The organism is Flavobacterium sp. YO12 (assembly GCF_004119495.1).
Taxonomy (GTDB): Bacteria; Bacteroidota; Bacteroidia; order Flavobacteriales; family Flavobacteriaceae; genus Flavobacterium.
Genome location: NZ_NRQU01000086.1, coordinates 1 through 16,695, shown reverse-complemented (window position 1 = coordinate 16,695; position 16,695 = coordinate 1). Strand labels below are relative to the sequence as shown.

The 16,695-nt window shown below is 33.7% G+C and carries 11 protein-coding genes, 3 tRNA genes and 2 pseudogenes; 8 read left to right on the top strand and 8 right to left on the bottom strand.

Annotated elements, in window-relative coordinates; translation table 11 throughout:
* Window positions 1-2,189 (top strand): annotated as a pseudogene (locus BOW55_RS19075) (metallophosphoesterase); the annotation flags it as partial.
* A gap of 171 nt (window positions 2,190-2,360) precedes the next feature.
* Here the strand turns inward: BOW55_RS19075 and BOW55_RS19070 are convergent.
* Both BOW55_RS19070 and BOW55_RS19065 read right to left on the bottom strand, forming a co-directional pair.
* A complete protein-coding gene (locus tag BOW55_RS19070) occupies window positions 2,361-3,218 on the bottom strand; it encodes an SdiA-regulated domain-containing protein (protein WP_129025887.1) in 858 nt (285 codons plus the stop codon).
* Window positions 3,219-3,297: 79 nt separating this feature from the next.
* Window positions 3,298-4,350: a hypothetical protein gene (locus BOW55_RS19065; protein ID WP_089052965.1), complete on the bottom strand. Its 1,053-nt coding sequence runs from the start codon at window positions 4,348-4,350 to the stop codon at window positions 3,298-3,300.
* A gap of 108 nt (window positions 4,351-4,458) precedes the next feature.
* On the opposite strand from BOW55_RS19065, the gene BOW55_RS19060 reads away from it, so the two are divergent.
* From BOW55_RS19060 to BOW55_RS19050, 3 genes are all read left to right on the top strand, one after another.
* Window positions 4,459-5,370, top strand: coding sequence for an ABC transporter ATP-binding protein (locus tag BOW55_RS19060; protein WP_129025886.1), 912 nt, complete (start codon window positions 4,459-4,461; stop codon window positions 5,368-5,370).
* 3 nt (window positions 5,371-5,373) lie between these two features.
* Window positions 5,374-6,210 (top strand): ABC transporter permease, encoded by an 837-nt coding sequence (locus BOW55_RS19055; RefSeq protein ID WP_129025884.1) that lies wholly within the window; start codon window positions 5,374-5,376, stop codon window positions 6,208-6,210.
* 72 nt (window positions 6,211-6,282) lie between these two features.
* Window positions 6,283-8,571, top strand: a complete 2,289-nt coding sequence (locus BOW55_RS19050; protein WP_241686619.1) for a T9SS type B sorting domain-containing protein — start codon at window positions 6,283-6,285, stop codon at window positions 8,569-8,571.
* A 160-nt stretch (window positions 8,572-8,731) separates the two neighbouring features.
* Here the strand turns inward: BOW55_RS19050 and typA are convergent, their stop codons facing one another.
* Window positions 8,732-10,528: a translational GTPase TypA gene (typA, locus tag BOW55_RS19045; protein ID WP_089052960.1), complete on the bottom strand. Its 1,797-nt coding sequence runs from the start codon at window positions 10,526-10,528 to the stop codon at window positions 8,732-8,734.
* Window positions 10,529-10,696: 168 nt separating this feature from the next.
* On the opposite strand from typA, the gene BOW55_RS19040 reads away from it, so the two are divergent.
* Together BOW55_RS19040 and BOW55_RS19035 are read left to right on the top strand one after the other, a co-directional pair.
* Window positions 10,697-12,406 carry a PAS domain-containing protein gene (locus tag BOW55_RS19040; protein WP_129025880.1) on the top strand — a complete coding sequence of 570 codons (1,710 nt, stop codon included), beginning with the start codon at window positions 10,697-10,699 and terminating at the stop codon, window positions 12,404-12,406.
* A 5-nt stretch (window positions 12,407-12,411) separates the two neighbouring features.
* Complete coding sequence (locus tag BOW55_RS19035; RefSeq protein WP_129025878.1) at window positions 12,412-12,828, top strand: response regulator; 417 nt, start codon at window positions 12,412-12,414, stop codon at window positions 12,826-12,828.
* Window positions 12,829-12,987: 159 nt separating this feature from the next.
* Here the strand turns inward: BOW55_RS19035 and rpsT are convergent, their stop codons facing one another.
* From rpsT to proS, 5 genes are all read right to left on the bottom strand, one after another.
* On the bottom strand, window positions 12,988-13,239 hold the full coding sequence (rpsT, locus tag BOW55_RS19030; protein ID WP_089052957.1) for a 30S ribosomal protein S20: 252 nt from the start codon (window positions 13,237-13,239) through the stop codon (window positions 12,988-12,990).
* A gap of 154 nt (window positions 13,240-13,393) precedes the next feature.
* A tRNA-Glu gene (locus tag BOW55_RS19025) sits at window positions 13,394-13,465 on the bottom strand.
* A 44-nt stretch (window positions 13,466-13,509) separates the two neighbouring features.
* Window positions 13,510-13,581, bottom strand: a tRNA-Glu gene (locus BOW55_RS19020).
* Between the two features lie 38 nt (window positions 13,582-13,619).
* Window positions 13,620-13,691, bottom strand: a tRNA-Glu gene (locus tag BOW55_RS19015).
* 80 nt (window positions 13,692-13,771) lie between these two features.
* Window positions 13,772-15,250, bottom strand: a complete 1,479-nt coding sequence (gene proS, locus BOW55_RS19010; RefSeq protein ID WP_129025876.1) for a proline--tRNA ligase — start codon at window positions 15,248-15,250, stop codon at window positions 13,772-13,774.
* A gap of 101 nt (window positions 15,251-15,351) precedes the next feature.
* Between proS and BOW55_RS19005 the strand changes: the two genes are divergently transcribed.
* Both BOW55_RS19005 and BOW55_RS19000 read left to right on the top strand, forming a co-directional pair.
* The gene (locus BOW55_RS19005) at window positions 15,352-16,356 is read left to right on the top strand and encodes a hypothetical protein (protein ID WP_129025874.1); all 1,005 of its coding nucleotides are present in this window, start codon (window positions 15,352-15,354) and stop codon (window positions 16,354-16,356) included.
* 48 nt (window positions 16,357-16,404) lie between these two features.
* Window positions 16,405-16,695 (top strand): annotated as a pseudogene (locus BOW55_RS19000) (transporter); the annotation flags it as partial.

The window sequence follows — 16,695 nt, the reverse complement described above, 5'->3', positions numbered from 1 at the left end:
ACACTACATCTCACCCATATACAAGCTTCGCTGTTGGCAATTTATCAGATAAAATAGGATTATCGCACACCAATCCTGTTTTATACTATATTCCTAGACAAAATGGTTTAAAAGAATTTAATGCAAGTTTTGGTGACGGATTATACATGGTAGAAGAAAGACCTGCTGACAATCATATTGATGCTAAAAATTTCGGAAACCCGAGTGATATAATAAGCACGGGCGACATGATGGCTAATCTTCATAAAGATGAAAAATATTCGGTAGATGAAAAAGAATATATAAAAGCGCGTTTGTTTGATATGCTGATTGGCGACTGGGACAGACACAGCGACCAATGGCGTTGGGGCGAACATAAAAAAGACGGAAAAATAATTTACAAACCAATTCCGAGAGATCGTGATCAGGCGTTTGTAAAATATGACGGAACTTTACTTTCGCTTTTAATGAATATTCCCGCATTGCGTCATATGCGTACTTTTAAAAGTTCAATCGATAATGTAAAATGGCTTAATCGAGAACCTTACCCATTAGATTTGGCATTTTTAAAAACTGCTGAAGAAAAAGACTGGATTGCACAGGCAAAATTTATTCAAGAGAATTTATCTGACAGCGATATTGATAATGCTTTTAAAAGTCTGCCAAAAGAAGTTCAGGACGAAACTATTGACGAAATTAAGCAAAAGCTAAAAAGTAGAAAAAAAGAGCTTCAAAAATATGCAATACGCTATTCTGATGTTTTAAGTAAAACAATTATGATTGCGGGAACTGATAAAAAAGACAAATTTGTTTTGAACCATATTGCTAAAAACAAAATTGAACTTCAGGTTATCAGAATGAAGAAAGATGGCGACGAATTACAATACACAAAAATGATAAGTGATGCTAAAACCAAAAATTTATGGATTTATGGTTTAGATGACAATGATGTTTTTGAAGTAAAAGGCGATCATAAATCGAACGTTAAAATTCGTTTAATTGGTGGTCAAAATAATGATGTTTATAATATTGAAAATGGTCGAAAAGTTATTGTTTACGATTTTAAATCAAAAGAAAACACGTATAACTTGGACTCAAAAACCCAGACTCAGTTAACTGACGATTATGATGTTAACTTATACAATTACGAAAAACCTAAATACAATGTAGTTTCTGGTCTGCCAAATATTGGATATAATCCTGATGATGGTGTAAAATTAGGTTTTAATGTAAATTACACCGTTAACAATTTTAAACAGAATCCTTATACACAAAAACATGTATTAAATGGTTTTTACTATTTTGCTACTGGTGGTTTAGAATTTAATTATGCGGCACATTTTCCTGGATTACTCGGTAAATGGGTTATTGATGTTGAATCACAGTATACAACTCCAAATTTTGCCATGAACTATTTTGGATATGGAAACGAAAGTCAGAACAATGACGAGGAATTTGGAATGGATTATAACAGGGTTCGTATTCGAAAATTTAATGTATCAGGCGCTATTAGACACGTTGGACGATACGGAAGTGAATTCAGTGTTCAGCCTATTTTTCAAAAAATGACAGTTGAAGAAACCGAAAACAGATATATTGATATTCCAAACATCGTAAACCCAATGGTATTTGACAGCCAAACATTTGGAGGTTTGAAAGTAAAATATCAATTTAAAAATTCTGATTTCGCTGCAAAACCCACTTTAGGAATGGCATTTATGATTGCCGCTACTTGGACGACAAATTTGAGTGACACGAAACAAAATTTCCCAACACTGGAAAGTATTTTAGGTTTTACTCATAAAATCGATCATAACGGAAAACTGGTTTTAGCCACATACTTAAAAGGAAAAGCAATCCTTAATAACAATTATGAGTTTTATCAAGGTGCTGCTTTAGGAGGTGACACTGATTTAAGAGGGTATAGAAACGATCGCTTTTTAGGTAATTCGTATTTCTCTCAAAGCTCTGATCTTCGATTAAGTCTTGGTAAAATCGAACGTACGGTTGCTCCTTTGACTTACGGAATTTTAGGTGGTTTTGATTATGGAAGAATCTGGCTTGATGGAGAAAATTCAAGAAAATGGCATCAGGATTACGGCGGAGGTCTTTGGCTGAATGCAATCAATGTTTTAACAGCTAGAATCTCTTATTTTAAATCTCCTGACGAAGTAGGAAGAGTAATTTTTGGGGCTGCATATAGTTTCTAGAAAAAGGCGCTAAGGTTCTGAGATGCTAAGGTGCTAAGGTTTTTAAGCCACGAATTGCACTAATTACCACTAATTTTTATTAAAATATAATTCTTGGCAATTAGTGCAATTCGTGGCTAACTTTTTTTTAACTAAAGCCTCAGTATCTCAGAATCTTAGTATCTCAGAACCTTATAGTTTAAATTCATAAACATTTCCTCCAGTCTTGTTTGCTTTTTCATCGGCAATAAGCAAAGTATTATTGTCTTTAAAAACAACGGCTTCTTTTTGAGAAAAATGATTGAGTTCAATTTCAGTCTGAGTTCCTTTGTGAAACAAATCTCCCTTAAAATCTTTAAATAGAACAATTTTGTCATGGCTTAATAAAACCACTTTTTTTCCGTCAGGGCTAATCGTTGCACTAGTAAGAACACAATGATTATAGTTATCGCAGGTTTTAAACTCCCCTATTTTAACTGCTTTTTGAGTTCCTTCTGCATTTTTTATTTTATATATAAAAGCAGTTCCGTCAAAACCTTTACTTCGATTTTTGGTAAAAAGATAAAAGTAACCGTCGTGTTCAAAAAAGCCTTCAACATCATAAAACATTTCCTTTTTCTTTGGAGGAAATTCAGTTTGTTCTGGATAAGAAAATGAAATTTTATATTCGGCAGAAGCCACATCCTTATCCAATTGCGTTTTATCTACTTTATAAATACATAAATCTTTACGTTCGTTATCGTTATTTCCAAAATCGCCAATATAAAGATTTCCCTTTTTGTCTTTTGTTATGTCTTCCCAATCCACATTTACGGCATTTGAAATCGTAATTGTTTTGGCCAATTTCCCCACGGCATTTAATGCATAAACCGCATTTTTATTTCCGCTGTCTTCTAAAGTATAAAGTAAATTTGTCTCAGGAAAATAAGTTATTCCCGAAACTTCTTTCAACTTTTTTGGAAGTGAATAAAGCGTTTTTAAATCACTATTTGATTGTTGCTGGCATGCTAATAAAACAATAGAAGCGGCTACTAAAAAAGACTTTTTCATAAGATTATTTTTTTTTGAACCATATAAGTAATATAAGAAAATTCAAGTTTTACTTTGTGAACTTATCTGATTTATCCTTTTAAACTAAGTTTGTATTTTTAAAATTACGCGTTATAAATTCGAATGCTGCATGCATAATATGCCCCATTGATTTAGCATTTTTAAATTTCATATCGTTTGTATATCGATACAATTCCATTTTCAATTGATTCAAATGTTCTTCAGTCGAAATGGTATCATGACACATTATATTCAGTAATTTATGTATTCTGGTTTCGGCTGAATGTATACGTTTTGCTAAAATCGCTCTTTCTTCATCTTTATACTGAATAATGGATCGATCTTCTAATTTCTCTTTTATCAGCTGTATCATTGGATAATTTTCTTTAAAAAACTGCGGACGATACACTTTAAAATTTCCCTCATAACACTGCTGATCAAAATCGATAGGACGAATTTTATAAACTACTTGATCAAAATCGTGAATAGGTACAATTACATAATTATAAGCACGCATATCGCCCAAAAGCCTTATCATACAACGTTCATTAAACTTTACAAACTCCTTTGCAATCTGAGATTTTTCAGTTTCAGTACAATTGTGCAATAAAGTATCCATAAAAACATCGCCTGGAATACCTATAATATGCTCTTCGATTAAAGTGTCTTTGTAGACCAAAAAGTTAATTTTATCAGGCGAAAGAATATCTTCCAATTCAAGTCCGTAAATCCTTGAAGCATCTGCTTTTTTAATATAAAAATGAACATAATTGTCGTTCAGAATATTTCGCACCTTAATTCGAAACGGTTTTGAATTTCCAAAAGTACAATAGTCAATTGCATCAATATTTAGAAACTGAATAATATCACTATTTCCATCAGAATGTAAAAGCGAATAAATTTTCTTCAGATTCAAATCGATTTCATTTCTTTCGAACTCGCTGTAATAAACCCGAATCCACAAAGTATCTGTTTCATTTTTATCATATACATTGACCGAGCCGGAAAAACGCAATAAGTCATCATAGAACACAGATACTTTCGAAATACGTTCGTATCGTTCTAAATAACTTAATAATGGACGTGTTAAAGGGTAAGTAGGTTTCTTTAGCACCATTAATGGTTCGCTCATTTTGAATATCTTTATTACAAATTTACACGAATAAGATGATAAAAATAAATTTGGCGTAACAATATCCCACTTGCTTCGTCTTACTAAAAAACTAAAACCACAATTAACTTGGAAACCATATTAACTATCGAGAATCTCAGCAAAAGATACGGACGCATTCATGCGCTTCAAAATGTATCTTTTAGCATAAAAAAAGGACATGTTTACGGAATTTTAGGTCCAAACGGAAGCGGAAAATCAACCACTTTAGGCATCGTTTTGAATGTTGTAAATAAAACTTCCGGCGATTACAAATGGTTCGACGGCAAAGTGCAAACCCATGAAGCTCTAAAAAAAGTTGGCGCTATTATAGAACGTCCTAACTTTTACCCGTACATGACTGCCGAAGAAAACCTTAAACTGGTTTGCAAAATAAAAAGCATTGATTATTCTAAAATAAATGAAAAACTGACTCTTGTAGGTTTAACCGAAAGGAAAGACAGCAAATTCAGTACTTTTTCTTTAGGGATGAAACAACGTCTTGCAATTGCATCGGCACTATTAAATGATCCAGAAATTCTAATTTTAGATGAACCTACAAATGGTTTAGACCCACAGGGAATTCATCAGATTAGAGATATTATTAAAGAAATTGCATCGCACGGAACAACCATTTTATTGGCTTCGCATTTACTAGACGAAGTCGAAAAAGTTTGCTCGCATGTCGTTGTTTTACGCAAAGGCGAAATTTTGTATTCCGGTTCAGTTGATGGTATGTCTGCCAATGAAAGTTTCTTCGAATTACAGGCAAATGATAATTTAGCTTTAAAATCAGTTTTAACAGAGCATCCAGCTGTAGATAAAATCAAAGAATCAGATGGGAAAATTTTGGTACATCTAAAATCCGATTTATCAGCTTCTGAACTGAATTTGTACTTGTTCTCTAAAAATATTGCTTTGAGCCATTTGGTAAAACGCAAAAATAGTTTAGAAGCACAATTTTTAGAACTAACTCAAAAAGCCACCATCAAAAATAACTAAGCCATGAACAGACTTGTCTCTATAGAATTACAAAAAATCTGGAAAAATAAAGCCAGCAAGATTCTTACTTTAACTTATTTTATCCTTCTTTCATTTATTGCATTAATTGCATCTATAAAATTTGACCTGGGTGTTTTTAAATTTCATTTGGCCGAAATGGGAATCTTTAACTTTCCTTTTATCTGGCATTTCAACACTTATATCGCAGCATGGCTGAAATTTTTTCTAGCTATTGTAATTGTTTCAATGATGGCAAATGAATACAGCTACGGCACATTAAAACAAAACTTAATTGATGGTTTAAGTAAAAAAGAGTTTATTCTGTCTAAGTTTCTTACGGTTGTACTTTTTGCATTATGCTCTACCATTTTTGTTTTTGTAATGAGTTTATTACTTGGATTAAGCTTTTCTTCGTACACTGAATTTGATGTCATTTTCATGGATTTAGATTATTTGCTTGCCTTTTTTGTAAAACTGATTGGTTTCTTTTCTTTCTGTTTGTTTTTAGGAATCTTGGTAAAACGATCCGCATTTGCTTTGGGATTTTTATTAGTTTGGAGTATTCTTGAAGGTATTGCAAAAGGTTTATTAGTTTTCAAAATATTCCCCGAAAGCACAACAGGATATACAATAATGAAGTTTTTCCCTCTTGAAGCAATGTCAAATTTAATTATAGAACCCTTTTCAAGACTTTCAGTTATTAAAAATATCGGAGCGCAAATGGGCGTAAATGATGTTAAAGATTACAGCGTAAGTTATACTTCAATATTGATTGTCTTAATCTGGACTTTCTTGTTTATTTACTTTTCTTACAAACTATTAAAAAATCGAGATTTATAGTATATTTGTTATACTATGATTCCAGCAAAACGTTTTTTATTTATTCTATTTTTATGCTGTTTATCCGCAAAGATGAATGCGCAGGTCATAACTATTGACGATACAAAAACACCAACACAGCTTATTCAAGATATTTTAGTTAATAGTTCTTGTGCCAATGCATCGAATTCAACAGGTCGCGGTGATAATTTTAGACCTGGAAAACAGAGTTTTGCTTATTTTAATAGTAACGGAAGCAGTTTCCCTTTTAGAGAAGGAATCGTTTTAGCAACATCAACAGCTCAAAGCGCAGTCGGTCCCTTTGTCAGTAATCCCAATGACGGTTCTGATGATAGTGCTTCATGGGGTCGCGATACCGATCTGGATCAGACACTTGGCATTAATTCAATGAACACAACGGTATTGGAATTCGATTTTATTGCGAACACAAGTTCCTTGAGCTTTAATTATATTTTTGCTTCTAATGAATATCAATATGATTTTCCATGCCGATATTCTGATGGATTTGCTTTCTTAATCAAAGAAGTTGGAACTGCAGACCCTTATAAAAATTTAGCAGTAATACCTAATACAAATACGCCGGTTTCTTCTGTAAATATTCATCCAAAAATTGACCCCGGATCAAGTGTTGGAGGCATTAGTTATCCTGGTTGTGCAGCTTCAAATGAAAGTTACTTTAACGGACGAAATACAAATACAAGTCCAATAAATTTTGCTGGACAAACTATCGTAATGACCGCTAGCAGCACAGTAACTGCTGGAAAAAAATATCACGTAAAACTCGTAATCGGCGATGCTGACGTTAGATACCAAACTTCAGCCATTTTCCTTGAAGCAGGAAGTTTTGCCTCTAAAATTGTTCTTGGAGAAGATCGAACAATTGCAAATAACAATCCTGCCTGTTTTGGAGAAAGAATCACTTTAGACAGTAAACTATCAGCTGCAGACTATACTTTTAAATGGTATAAAAAAGATAATCCTTCTGTTACACTAAGTACAAATCCAACTTATGAAGTTACAGACTCAGGAAATTATGTAGTTGAAGCCACTGTAATAAGTACAACGTGCATATTATCAGGCGAAATAAAAATTGACTATGCTTCAGAAATCCAGTCAACAGATACCTCTTTACTACAATGTGACGATAATACAGACGGGATTTCTATTTTTGATTTAAGCAAAGTAAACAATATTATAAAAAATAATGTTGCTTCGATTTTAAATGAAGGCTTTTATGAAACACTGACTGATGCTCAGAGCAAAACAAATAAAATTGCAGCACCAAACCGATATGTAAATAATGCTCCTAATCAAATTGTTTATGCCCGTCTTGAAAATCAATTTGGCTGTTCTAAAATTGCTCAAGTAACTTTAGAAATTGCAAATACATCTATGGCTGATCCAAATCCGATAAGCATTTGTGACCAAGATCAAATTCAAGATGGATTGTATCAATTTGATTTGAATATTGAAGTTACTCCGCAGCTTGGTCTTGCAACTGGATTAACTGTTAATTACTATGCAACCGCAAATGATGCTGTAACAGAAACAAATCAGTTACCAAATATTTTTAGAAACACGACTGCATTCAATCAAACTATTTATGGCAGAGTTGTAAATGGACCAGATTGTTACGACATTATTCCAGTTCCTCTTGTCATAAATACATTTGACCCTCCAAATTTCGAAAATGAATCAGTTTTTGTATGTAAAAATAGTGATGTAACATTAACTGTAGATTCTGGTTTTAGCAGTTACTCTTGGAATACTGCACCGGGAAACACCACAAATTCATTAACTGTTACTGCTCCTGGAGATTACGCTGTAACGGTAACAAATGCAAATGGCTGTGAAAAAACCAAAACCTTCAAAGTTATTTTATCAGAACCTGCAACATTGACAGGGTCGACTGTAAAAGATTTTTCAGGAAACGATAATTCAGTTTTGTTAGAATATACTGGAGTTGGAGACTACGAATTTTCATTAGACGGTGTTACGTTTCAAGATGATCCGTTATTTACCAGAGTAGCTGCCGGCACATATAATGCCGTTGCCAGAGACAAAAATGGCTGCGGATTATCAAATAATATTACTATATATGTACTTGATTATCCAAGATTTTTTACACCAAACGGAGACGGATATAATGATTTATGGTTTATCAATGACATCGAACATCTTCCTAATTTTAAAATCTATGTTTTTGATCGCTACGGAAAATTACTGAAAGAAATGAATCAAAATAGCATTGGATGGAATGGCATTTTTAATGGCCAGCAGCTTCCCTCTGATGATTATTGGTTTACTTTGACCTTTGTAAATGGGAAAAGTGTTAAAGGTCACTTTAGTTTAAAAAGATAGTATTTAAAATTTCAACTTTTTTAAAATTCCAAATTCCAATACTTTGTCAAAAACTCCAAGCTTTAATTAACTATAAAAAGAATTCCAATATAGCATAAAAAAAGAATCCCAAACTCCATAAGCCGGAATTTGGGATTTTTTATATTGAAATTTAAAATTATTAAACTTTAAATCTTTTTCTATCAGTTTCAGTCAAATAGATTTTTCTTAGACGAATAGATTTTGGTGTAACCTCTACATATTCATCTTTTTGAATGTACTCTAAAGCTTCTTCAAGAGAGAAAATAATTGGAGGGATAATTCTAGCTTTTTCATCAGCTCCAGATGAACGAACGTTAGATTGTTTTTTCTCTTTAGTTACGTTCACACACATATCATCACTACGAGAATTTTCTCCAATTACCTGACCTTCGTAAATTTCAGCATTTGGTTCAACAAAAAACTTACCACGATCTTGTAATTTATCGATAGAATAAGGAATAGCTTTTCCTTTTTCCATAGAAATCAATGAACCTTTGTTACGTCCAGAAATTTCTCCTTTGTAAGGCTCATATCCAATGAAACGGTGTGACATAATAGCTTCACCAGCCGTAGCAGTAAGCAATTGATTTCTTAAACCAATAATTCCACGTGATGGAATATTAAATTTAATGATCATACGCTCACCTTTAGTCTCCATACTTAACATTTCACCTTTACGAACTGTTACGAATTCAACTGCTCTACCTGAAAGGTTTTCTGGTAAATCGATTGTTAATTCTTCAATTGGCTCACATTTTTTACCATCGATTTCTTTGATGATAACTTGCGGCTGACCAATTTGTAACTCATAACCTTCTCTTCTCATTGTTTCAATAAGAACAGATAAGTGAAGTACCCCACGACCAAAAACCATAAATTTATCTGCAGAATCAGTTTCACCTAACTTCATCGCTAAGTTTTTCTCTAATTCTTTTGTCAATCTTTCTCTAATATGACGAGAAGTTACAAATTTACCTTCTTTACCAAAGAAAGGTGAGTCATTAATTGTAAACAACATACTCATTGTAGGCTCATCAATAGCAATAGAAGCTAAACCTTCAGGGTTTTCGTTATCAGCAATAGTATCACCAATTTCAAAACCATCAATACCAACTACGGCACAAATATCACCAGCAATTACTTCAGCTACTTTTTTACGTCCAAGACCTTCAAAAGTATGTAATTCTTTGATTCTTGATTTCGTAACAGTACCATCTCTCTTTACTAAAGAGATTGCCATACCTTCTTTCAAAATACCTCTTTCTAAACGACCAATAGCGATACGCCCAGTAAAAGCAGAGAAATCTAAAGATGTAATTAACATTTGAGGAGTACCTTCAGAAACTTTAGGAGCTGGTACATTAGCAATAACCATGTCTAATAAAGGCTCAATGTTTTCTGTTTGGTTTTTCCAATCGTCAGACATCCAGTTGTTTTTAGCAGAACCATAAACAGTTGGAAAATCTAACTGCTCTTCTGTAGCACCTAATTCAAACATTAAGTCAAAAACTTTTTCATGAACTTCTTCAGGAGTACAGTTTTCTTTATCAACTTTATTGATAACTACACAAGGCTTCAAACCTAAATCAATAGCTTTTTGTAATACAAAACGAGTTTGCGGCATTGGCCCTTCAAAGGCATCCACTAATAAACATACACCATCGGCCATGTTCAATACACGTTCTACTTCACCTCCAAAATCCGCGTGGCCAGGAGTATCGATAATATTGATTTTTGTTCCTTTGTATTGAACAGAAACGTTTTTAGAAGTAATAGTAATACCTCTCTCACGCTCTAAATCGTTATTATCAAGAATTAAATCACCTGTGTTTTCGTTGTCACGAAATAATTGACAGTGATACATAATTTTATCAACCAAAGTGGTCTTACCGTGATCGACGTGGGCAATAATTGCAATATTTCTAATAGATTCCATTTGTGTTTTTTAATGGGTGCAAAAGTACACTTTATTTTCTAAAAAAAAACGTTTCTGTGATAGTTTGCGTATATACAAGTAATTAGTTCTTTAAATCAATGTTAAATTAGGCATCAAAATGAACTTTACTTATTGTTTAGTTATGGTTAATTTAACTATATTTGAGTAATGAAAAGTAAAACTCTCCTAATTACTCTTGTTTACGTTATCATATCACTAATTATGGCAACAGTGTGCCATAATCTACTCATTAAATACTTTTTTCAGTCAAAATATTCTTATTTATTTTATTTAAAGGACATTTTTCTTATCCTGACTACAGGACTTATTTTCAAATACATACTCACAAAAAATGAAAATAGAAATATTTCAATTTTTAAGAAACTAAAAAAAACAAACGAAGAAATTAAAGAATCCAACGAAAAATATGACATCGTTGCAAAAGCAACAAGTGATACTATTTGGGATTGGAAAATACAAGAAGACCGAATAAATTGGAACAAAGGAATTGAGAGCGTTTTTGGATACAACCCTGAAGAAGTTGGAAAAACTTCAAAGTGGTGGTTTGACAAAATTCATCCAGAAGACAGCATTAGAATGTCTATTAAATTATACTCTTTTATTGAGCAAAAAACAGAAAAATGGCAGGATCAATACCGTTTTAGATGCGCCGATGGAAGCTACAAGTACGTTTTAGACAGAGGTTTTTTACTAAAAGATGAAAACGGAAGAGCTATCAGAATGATTGGTGCAATACAAGATATTACCAAACAAAAAGAAGAAGAACAACGATTAAAATTATTAGAAACCGTAATCACACAATCTAAAGATTCAATTTTAATTACCGAAGCCAATTCTGTCGATCGCAAAATACCAAAAATAGTTTATGTTAACCCAGCTTTTTCTCAAATGTCTGGCTATGGATCAAATGAAATAATCGGAAAATCTCCAAATATCTTCAAAGGGCCAAAATCCGACTCAGATGAACTAAAAAAACTCTTAAGAGCCATCAAAAATGAAGAAGAATGCCTAATAGAAACAATTAGTTATACTAAGAAAAAAGAAGAATACTGGGTACGCTTCTCTATGATCCCAATTTTTAACAACGAAGGTTTGATATCACACTGGATTTCTATTCAAAGAGACATTACTGACGAAAAGACATTAGAAACCGAAAAAGAGCATTTAATTCGCGAACTAACGCAAAACAATAAGGACTTAAAGCAATTCTCATACATCACATCACATAATTTACGAGCTCCATTATCTAACTTAATTGGACTTTTAAATCTTATCGAAGATATTCCTATCGAGAATACTGAACTGCAAGAAATTTTAGGAGGTTTTACAAAATCAACTCATTTATTAAATGAAACAATTAATGATTTAGTAAAAGTCATAATCATAAAAGACAATCCTTCTATGCAAAAAGAAGAAGTTTCGCTAAAAGAAGTTTTTGAAAATGTATTCAGCCAGCTTTCTTTTCAAATTGAACTACACAAACCAATTATTAAATTAAAATTCGAAAAAGTACCTTTACTTAATACAAACAAAGCTTATATTGAAAGTATTTTACTCAACCTGCTTACGAACTCAATAAAATACAAGTCCGAAAACCGTAAATTAAAAATATCGATAACCGCCGAACAAATTGACCAACAAGTTACATTAACCTTTAAAGACAATGGAATTGGAATCGATCTAGACCGAAATCGCGATAAGATTTTTGGGCTTTATCAAAGATTCCATAATTATCCAGACAGCAAAGGACTAGGTTTATATCTTGTAAAATCTCAAGTAGAAACCATGGGAGGAACGATCAGTATTGATAGCGAAGTCAACAAAGGCACAACATTTACGATAACATTTAAAAACTAAACACTATGCTTGAGCAAATTTTATGCATTGACGACGATCCAATTACATTAATGCTATGCAAAAAAGTAATTTCAAAATCATCATTTTCACATGAAATTATCACTGCTCAAAATGGTGAAGAAGCACTACTCCATTTCAACACCTTAAAATACACCAATAATAAAAACAAGGTAAACAAAAAACCAGAGCTGATTTTTTTAGACTTAAATATGCCGGTTATGAGTGGATGGGAATTTCTAGATCATTTCACCTCAGCTGACTACAAAGAATTCAACACAGCAAAAGTCATCGTATTGTCTTCAACAATCGATCCTGACGACTTAGCCAAAGCAAAAAAATACCCTATAATTATAGATTTTCTTTCAAAACCAATTACGCTGGCCATGTTAGAATATCTCAAAAAGAAAATAGACATCGACTAAAAACCAGACATTACTAACTCTTGAAACCCAAGAAAAGACATAATTAAAAAATATTAAATTCAACACTCAGCGAAAAACTGAATTTAAGATTTTCATTTTTAAACAACAAAAAAGTCCTCTAAAAGAGGACTTTTCTAATATTTAGGAAATTGTAATTAATTACAATTTAGCAACATGTTTCGTTAATTTAGACTTCAAGTTAGAAGCTTTATTATCATGAATGATGTTCTTTTTAGCTAATTTATCAATCATAGAAATTACAGTTGATAATTTTGCAGTAGCATCAGATTTATCAGTAGCTAATCTTAATGCTTTAATAGCGTTACGAGTAGTTTTGTGTTGATATCTGTTAAGAACTCTTCTTTTTTCGTTACTTCTGATTCTTTTTAATGCTGACTTATGATTTGCCATTTTTTTTTAATTTTAGATGTAATAATTATTATAAATACTAGTTAAAAAAGAAAAACCTCCCACAATTGCAAAACAATCACTTTGGTTTTAACTAATAAAACAAAAACCGAGACACCAATTTTCATTTTACAAAACTTATTTACAACTAATTTTGTAGTCTGTAAGGGAATCGAACCCCTGTTACCAGGACGAAAGCCTGGAGTCCTAACCCCTAGACGAACAGACCAGTTCTCTTCTAAGTTTTCTTCAATTTAAAACAAATTGAAATTGTAGTCCGTGGGGGAATCGAACCCCCCTTACCAGGATGAAAACCTGGCGTCCTAACCGATAGACGAACGGACCAATACATCAAGTTAAATAACTTATTCGCAGAAAAAAAGTAGTCCGTGGGGGAATCGAACCCCCCTTACCAGGATGAAAACCTGGCGTCCTAACCGATAGACGAACGGACCATGTATTTCTCTAATGCGGATGCAAAGATACATCTATTTTTTAGTTGCACAATAGCTGATGCAAAAATTTTTATTTTTTTTTAATACGCCTTAGCAAAAAGCACTCTTTTCGAAGACGGATTACCTGTAAACACACAGCTTCCAGCCTCTTCAACAGCATCTAAAGGAACACAACGAATCGTCGCTTTTGTCAAATCTTTTATCTTTTCTTCGGTCGCTGCAGTGCCATCCCAATGAGCAGAAATAAATCCTCCTTTTCCTTCTAAAACTTCTTTAAATTCCTCAAAACTATTTACTTCCGTAACATGAGTATTACGATACTCTAATGCCTTATTAAATAAATCCGTTTGAATCTGCTCAAGTAAGTCATTTACATACTCAACAATTTTTTCGCCAGCAACAACCTCTTTTGTCAAGTTATCACGTCTCGCAACTTCAAAAGTTCCGTTTTCTAAATCTTTAGGACCAACAGCAATTCTTACTGGAACACCTTTCAACTCCCACTCTGCAAATTTAAATCCAGGTTTTTGAGTAGTTCTGTCATCATATTTCACAGAAATCTTAAACTTTCTTAATTTAGCCGTTAACTCATTAACCGCTGCTGTAATTTCAGCCAGCTGCTCATCTGTTTTGTGAATTGGAACAATCACCACTTGTATTGGCGCCAAATTAGGAGGAAGTACTAATCCTTGATCATCTGAATGCGTCATAACCAAAGCTCCCATCAAACGAGTAGAAACACCCCAAGAAGTCCCCCACACGTGTTCTTGTTTTCCTTCGGCATTTGCAAACTTCACATCAAAAGCTTTCGCAAAATTCTGCCCCAAAAAGTGAGAGGTTCCAGCCTGCAAAGCTTTTCCGTCCTGCATCAATGCCTCAATACAATACGTTTCATCTGCGCCAGCAAAACGCTCTGTTTCGGTTTTAAAACCTTTCACAACTGGAATTGCCATGAAATTTTCAGCAAAATCAGCATAAACATTCATCATTTTCTCAGACTCTTCTAGAGCTTCTGCCTTTGTCGCATGAGCCGTATGCCCTTCTTGCCACAAAAACTCTGCAGTTCTCAAGAATAAACGTGTACGCATTTCCCAGCGAACTACATTTGCCCACTGATTAATTAACAACGGTAAATCTCTATAAGATTGCACCCATCCTTTATATGTAGACCAAATAATTGCTTCACTTGTAGGACGAACAATAAGTTCTTCCTCCAGTTTAGCATTTGGATCAACCATTAATTTACCTGGTTTATCAGGATCATTCTTTAATCTATAATGCGTAACAATAGCACATTCTTTTGCAAATCCCTCTGCATTTTTTTCCTCAGCCTCAAACATGCTTTTAGGAACAAACAGAGGAAAATAAGCATTCTGATGTCCAGTTTCCTTAAACATTCGATCCAACTCAGCTTGCATTTTTTCCCAAATCGCATAACCGTATGGCTTGATTACCATACAGCCTCTAACTCCTGAATTTTCAGCTAGATCCGCTTTCACAACCAGCTCGTTATACCATTTCGAATAATCTTCTGATCTTGTAGTGAGGTTCTTACTCATATTATATAGTTTGGCACAAATTTTGTTTTAATTATTTTAACTAAATAGTTTGACAAAACTAACTATTTTTGTAATGTGCAACAATAAAAAACACCACAGATATGAAAACTTATATTACTCTACGTCAAAACTCAAGTCATTTTTACTTAATTGGACTATTGAGTTTTCTGCTTGCATCGTGTGGTTCTTACCAAAACACATCTTATAATGATAATGACGGAGTCTATGGTAATTCCACTACTAGATACGTTCAGACAAACACATCTAACGCAAACAACCAATACAAAGATTATTTCAGATCTCTTCAAGACGACAACCAGCCTACTGAAATTTTTACAGATGTAGACAGCTACGGAAACTACTCTCAAAACGACAGCACACAAGTTGCCGCAAATGTTTATCCAGCATGGGGAAGCAGTCCATCTGAAGTTTCTGTAAATGTATATTCTAACCCAACATGGTCAATGGGATTTGGTTTTGGTTTCGGATATCCATATTACGGGTGGGGCTACGGCGGATACTGGGGATACCCTGGTTACGCTTGGGGATATCCTGGATACTGGGGACCTGGATGGGGCTACCCTGGATACTGGGGACCAGGTTATTACGGAAACTACTCTTATAACTACGGAAGACGAGGTTCTGCAGCATACTATGGAAGCGGAAGAAACTATAGCTCAAATAGAAATTTTGCCTCTGGAAGAAACTACTCTTCAAATAGAAATTATACTGACAGAAGCTTCAACAACAGAAGCAATAGCAACAGAAACTATACAACAGATAGAAACTATACCAACAGAACAAACAGCTATTCTGACTATAGAAGAACTTCTACAACAAACGGCGGCAGAAACTACACAACCAGCCCAACGTTCACAAACAGAAGAAGCACAACACAAGGACAAAGTAACAGCTATGATTATTCAAACAGAAGATCAAGCTCTACAACTAATAGAAGCTACAATAACACCAATAGCAACCCATCTAGAACTTACTCTCCTAGCCCATCGCGTTCAATGAACAGTGGCGGCGGAAGCATGAGATCGTCTGGCGGCGGTGGCGGTGGCGGAAGATCTTACGGTGGAGGCGGAGGAGGAAGAAGATAACCTTCCTCTCCCTTTTACCAATCTAAAATCACACAAAAACATACCAAAATGAAAAAAATACTCTTCCTATTAATTACAGGACTAACTGTCAGCATCTCACATTCTCAGGAAGTTTCTGATGCTTTACGCTTTTCGCAAGACAACTTAACAGGAACGGCGAGATTTAGAGCAATGAGCGGAGCATTTGGTGCTTTAGGCGGGGATTTATCCTCAATTAGCGTAAATCCTGCAGGATCTGCGATTTTCATAAACAACCAGATGGGAGTAACTTTTAGTAATCAGAACATCAAAAACAACTCTAATTACTTTGGAACTCAAACTTCAGACAAAGACAATTCA

Excerpts from the sequence above, each read along its gene's own strand:
- typA (WP_089052960.1), bottom strand. The coding sequence starts at position 10,528 with ATGGAATCTATTAGAAATATTGCAATTATTGCCCACGTCGATCACGGT.
- BOW55_RS19065 (WP_089052965.1), bottom strand. The coding sequence starts at position 4,350 with ATGAGCGAACCATTAATGGTGCTAAAGAAACCTACTTACCCTTTAACA.
- BOW55_RS19055 (WP_129025884.1), top strand. The coding sequence starts at position 5,374 with ATGAACAGACTTGTCTCTATAGAATTACAAAAAATCTGGAAAAATAAA.
- BOW55_RS19005 (WP_129025874.1), top strand. The coding sequence starts at position 15,352 with ATGAAAACTTATATTACTCTACGTCAAAACTCAAGTCATTTTTACTTA.
- BOW55_RS19040 (WP_129025880.1), top strand. The coding sequence starts at position 10,697 with ATGAAAAGTAAAACTCTCCTAATTACTCTTGTTTACGTTATCATATCA.
- BOW55_RS19070 (WP_129025887.1), bottom strand. The coding sequence starts at position 3,218 with ATGAAAAAGTCTTTTTTAGTAGCCGCTTCTATTGTTTTATTAGCATGC.
- BOW55_RS19050 (WP_241686619.1), top strand. The coding sequence starts at position 6,283 with ATGAATGCGCAGGTCATAACTATTGACGATACAAAAACACCAACACAG.
- proS (WP_129025876.1), bottom strand. The coding sequence starts at position 15,250 with ATGAGTAAGAACCTCACTACAAGATCAGAAGATTATTCGAAATGGTAT.
- BOW55_RS19035 (WP_129025878.1), top strand. The coding sequence starts at position 12,412 with ATGCTTGAGCAAATTTTATGCATTGACGACGATCCAATTACATTAATG.
- rpsT (WP_089052957.1), bottom strand. The coding sequence starts at position 13,239 with ATGGCAAATCATAAGTCAGCATTAAAAAGAATCAGAAGTAACGAAAAA.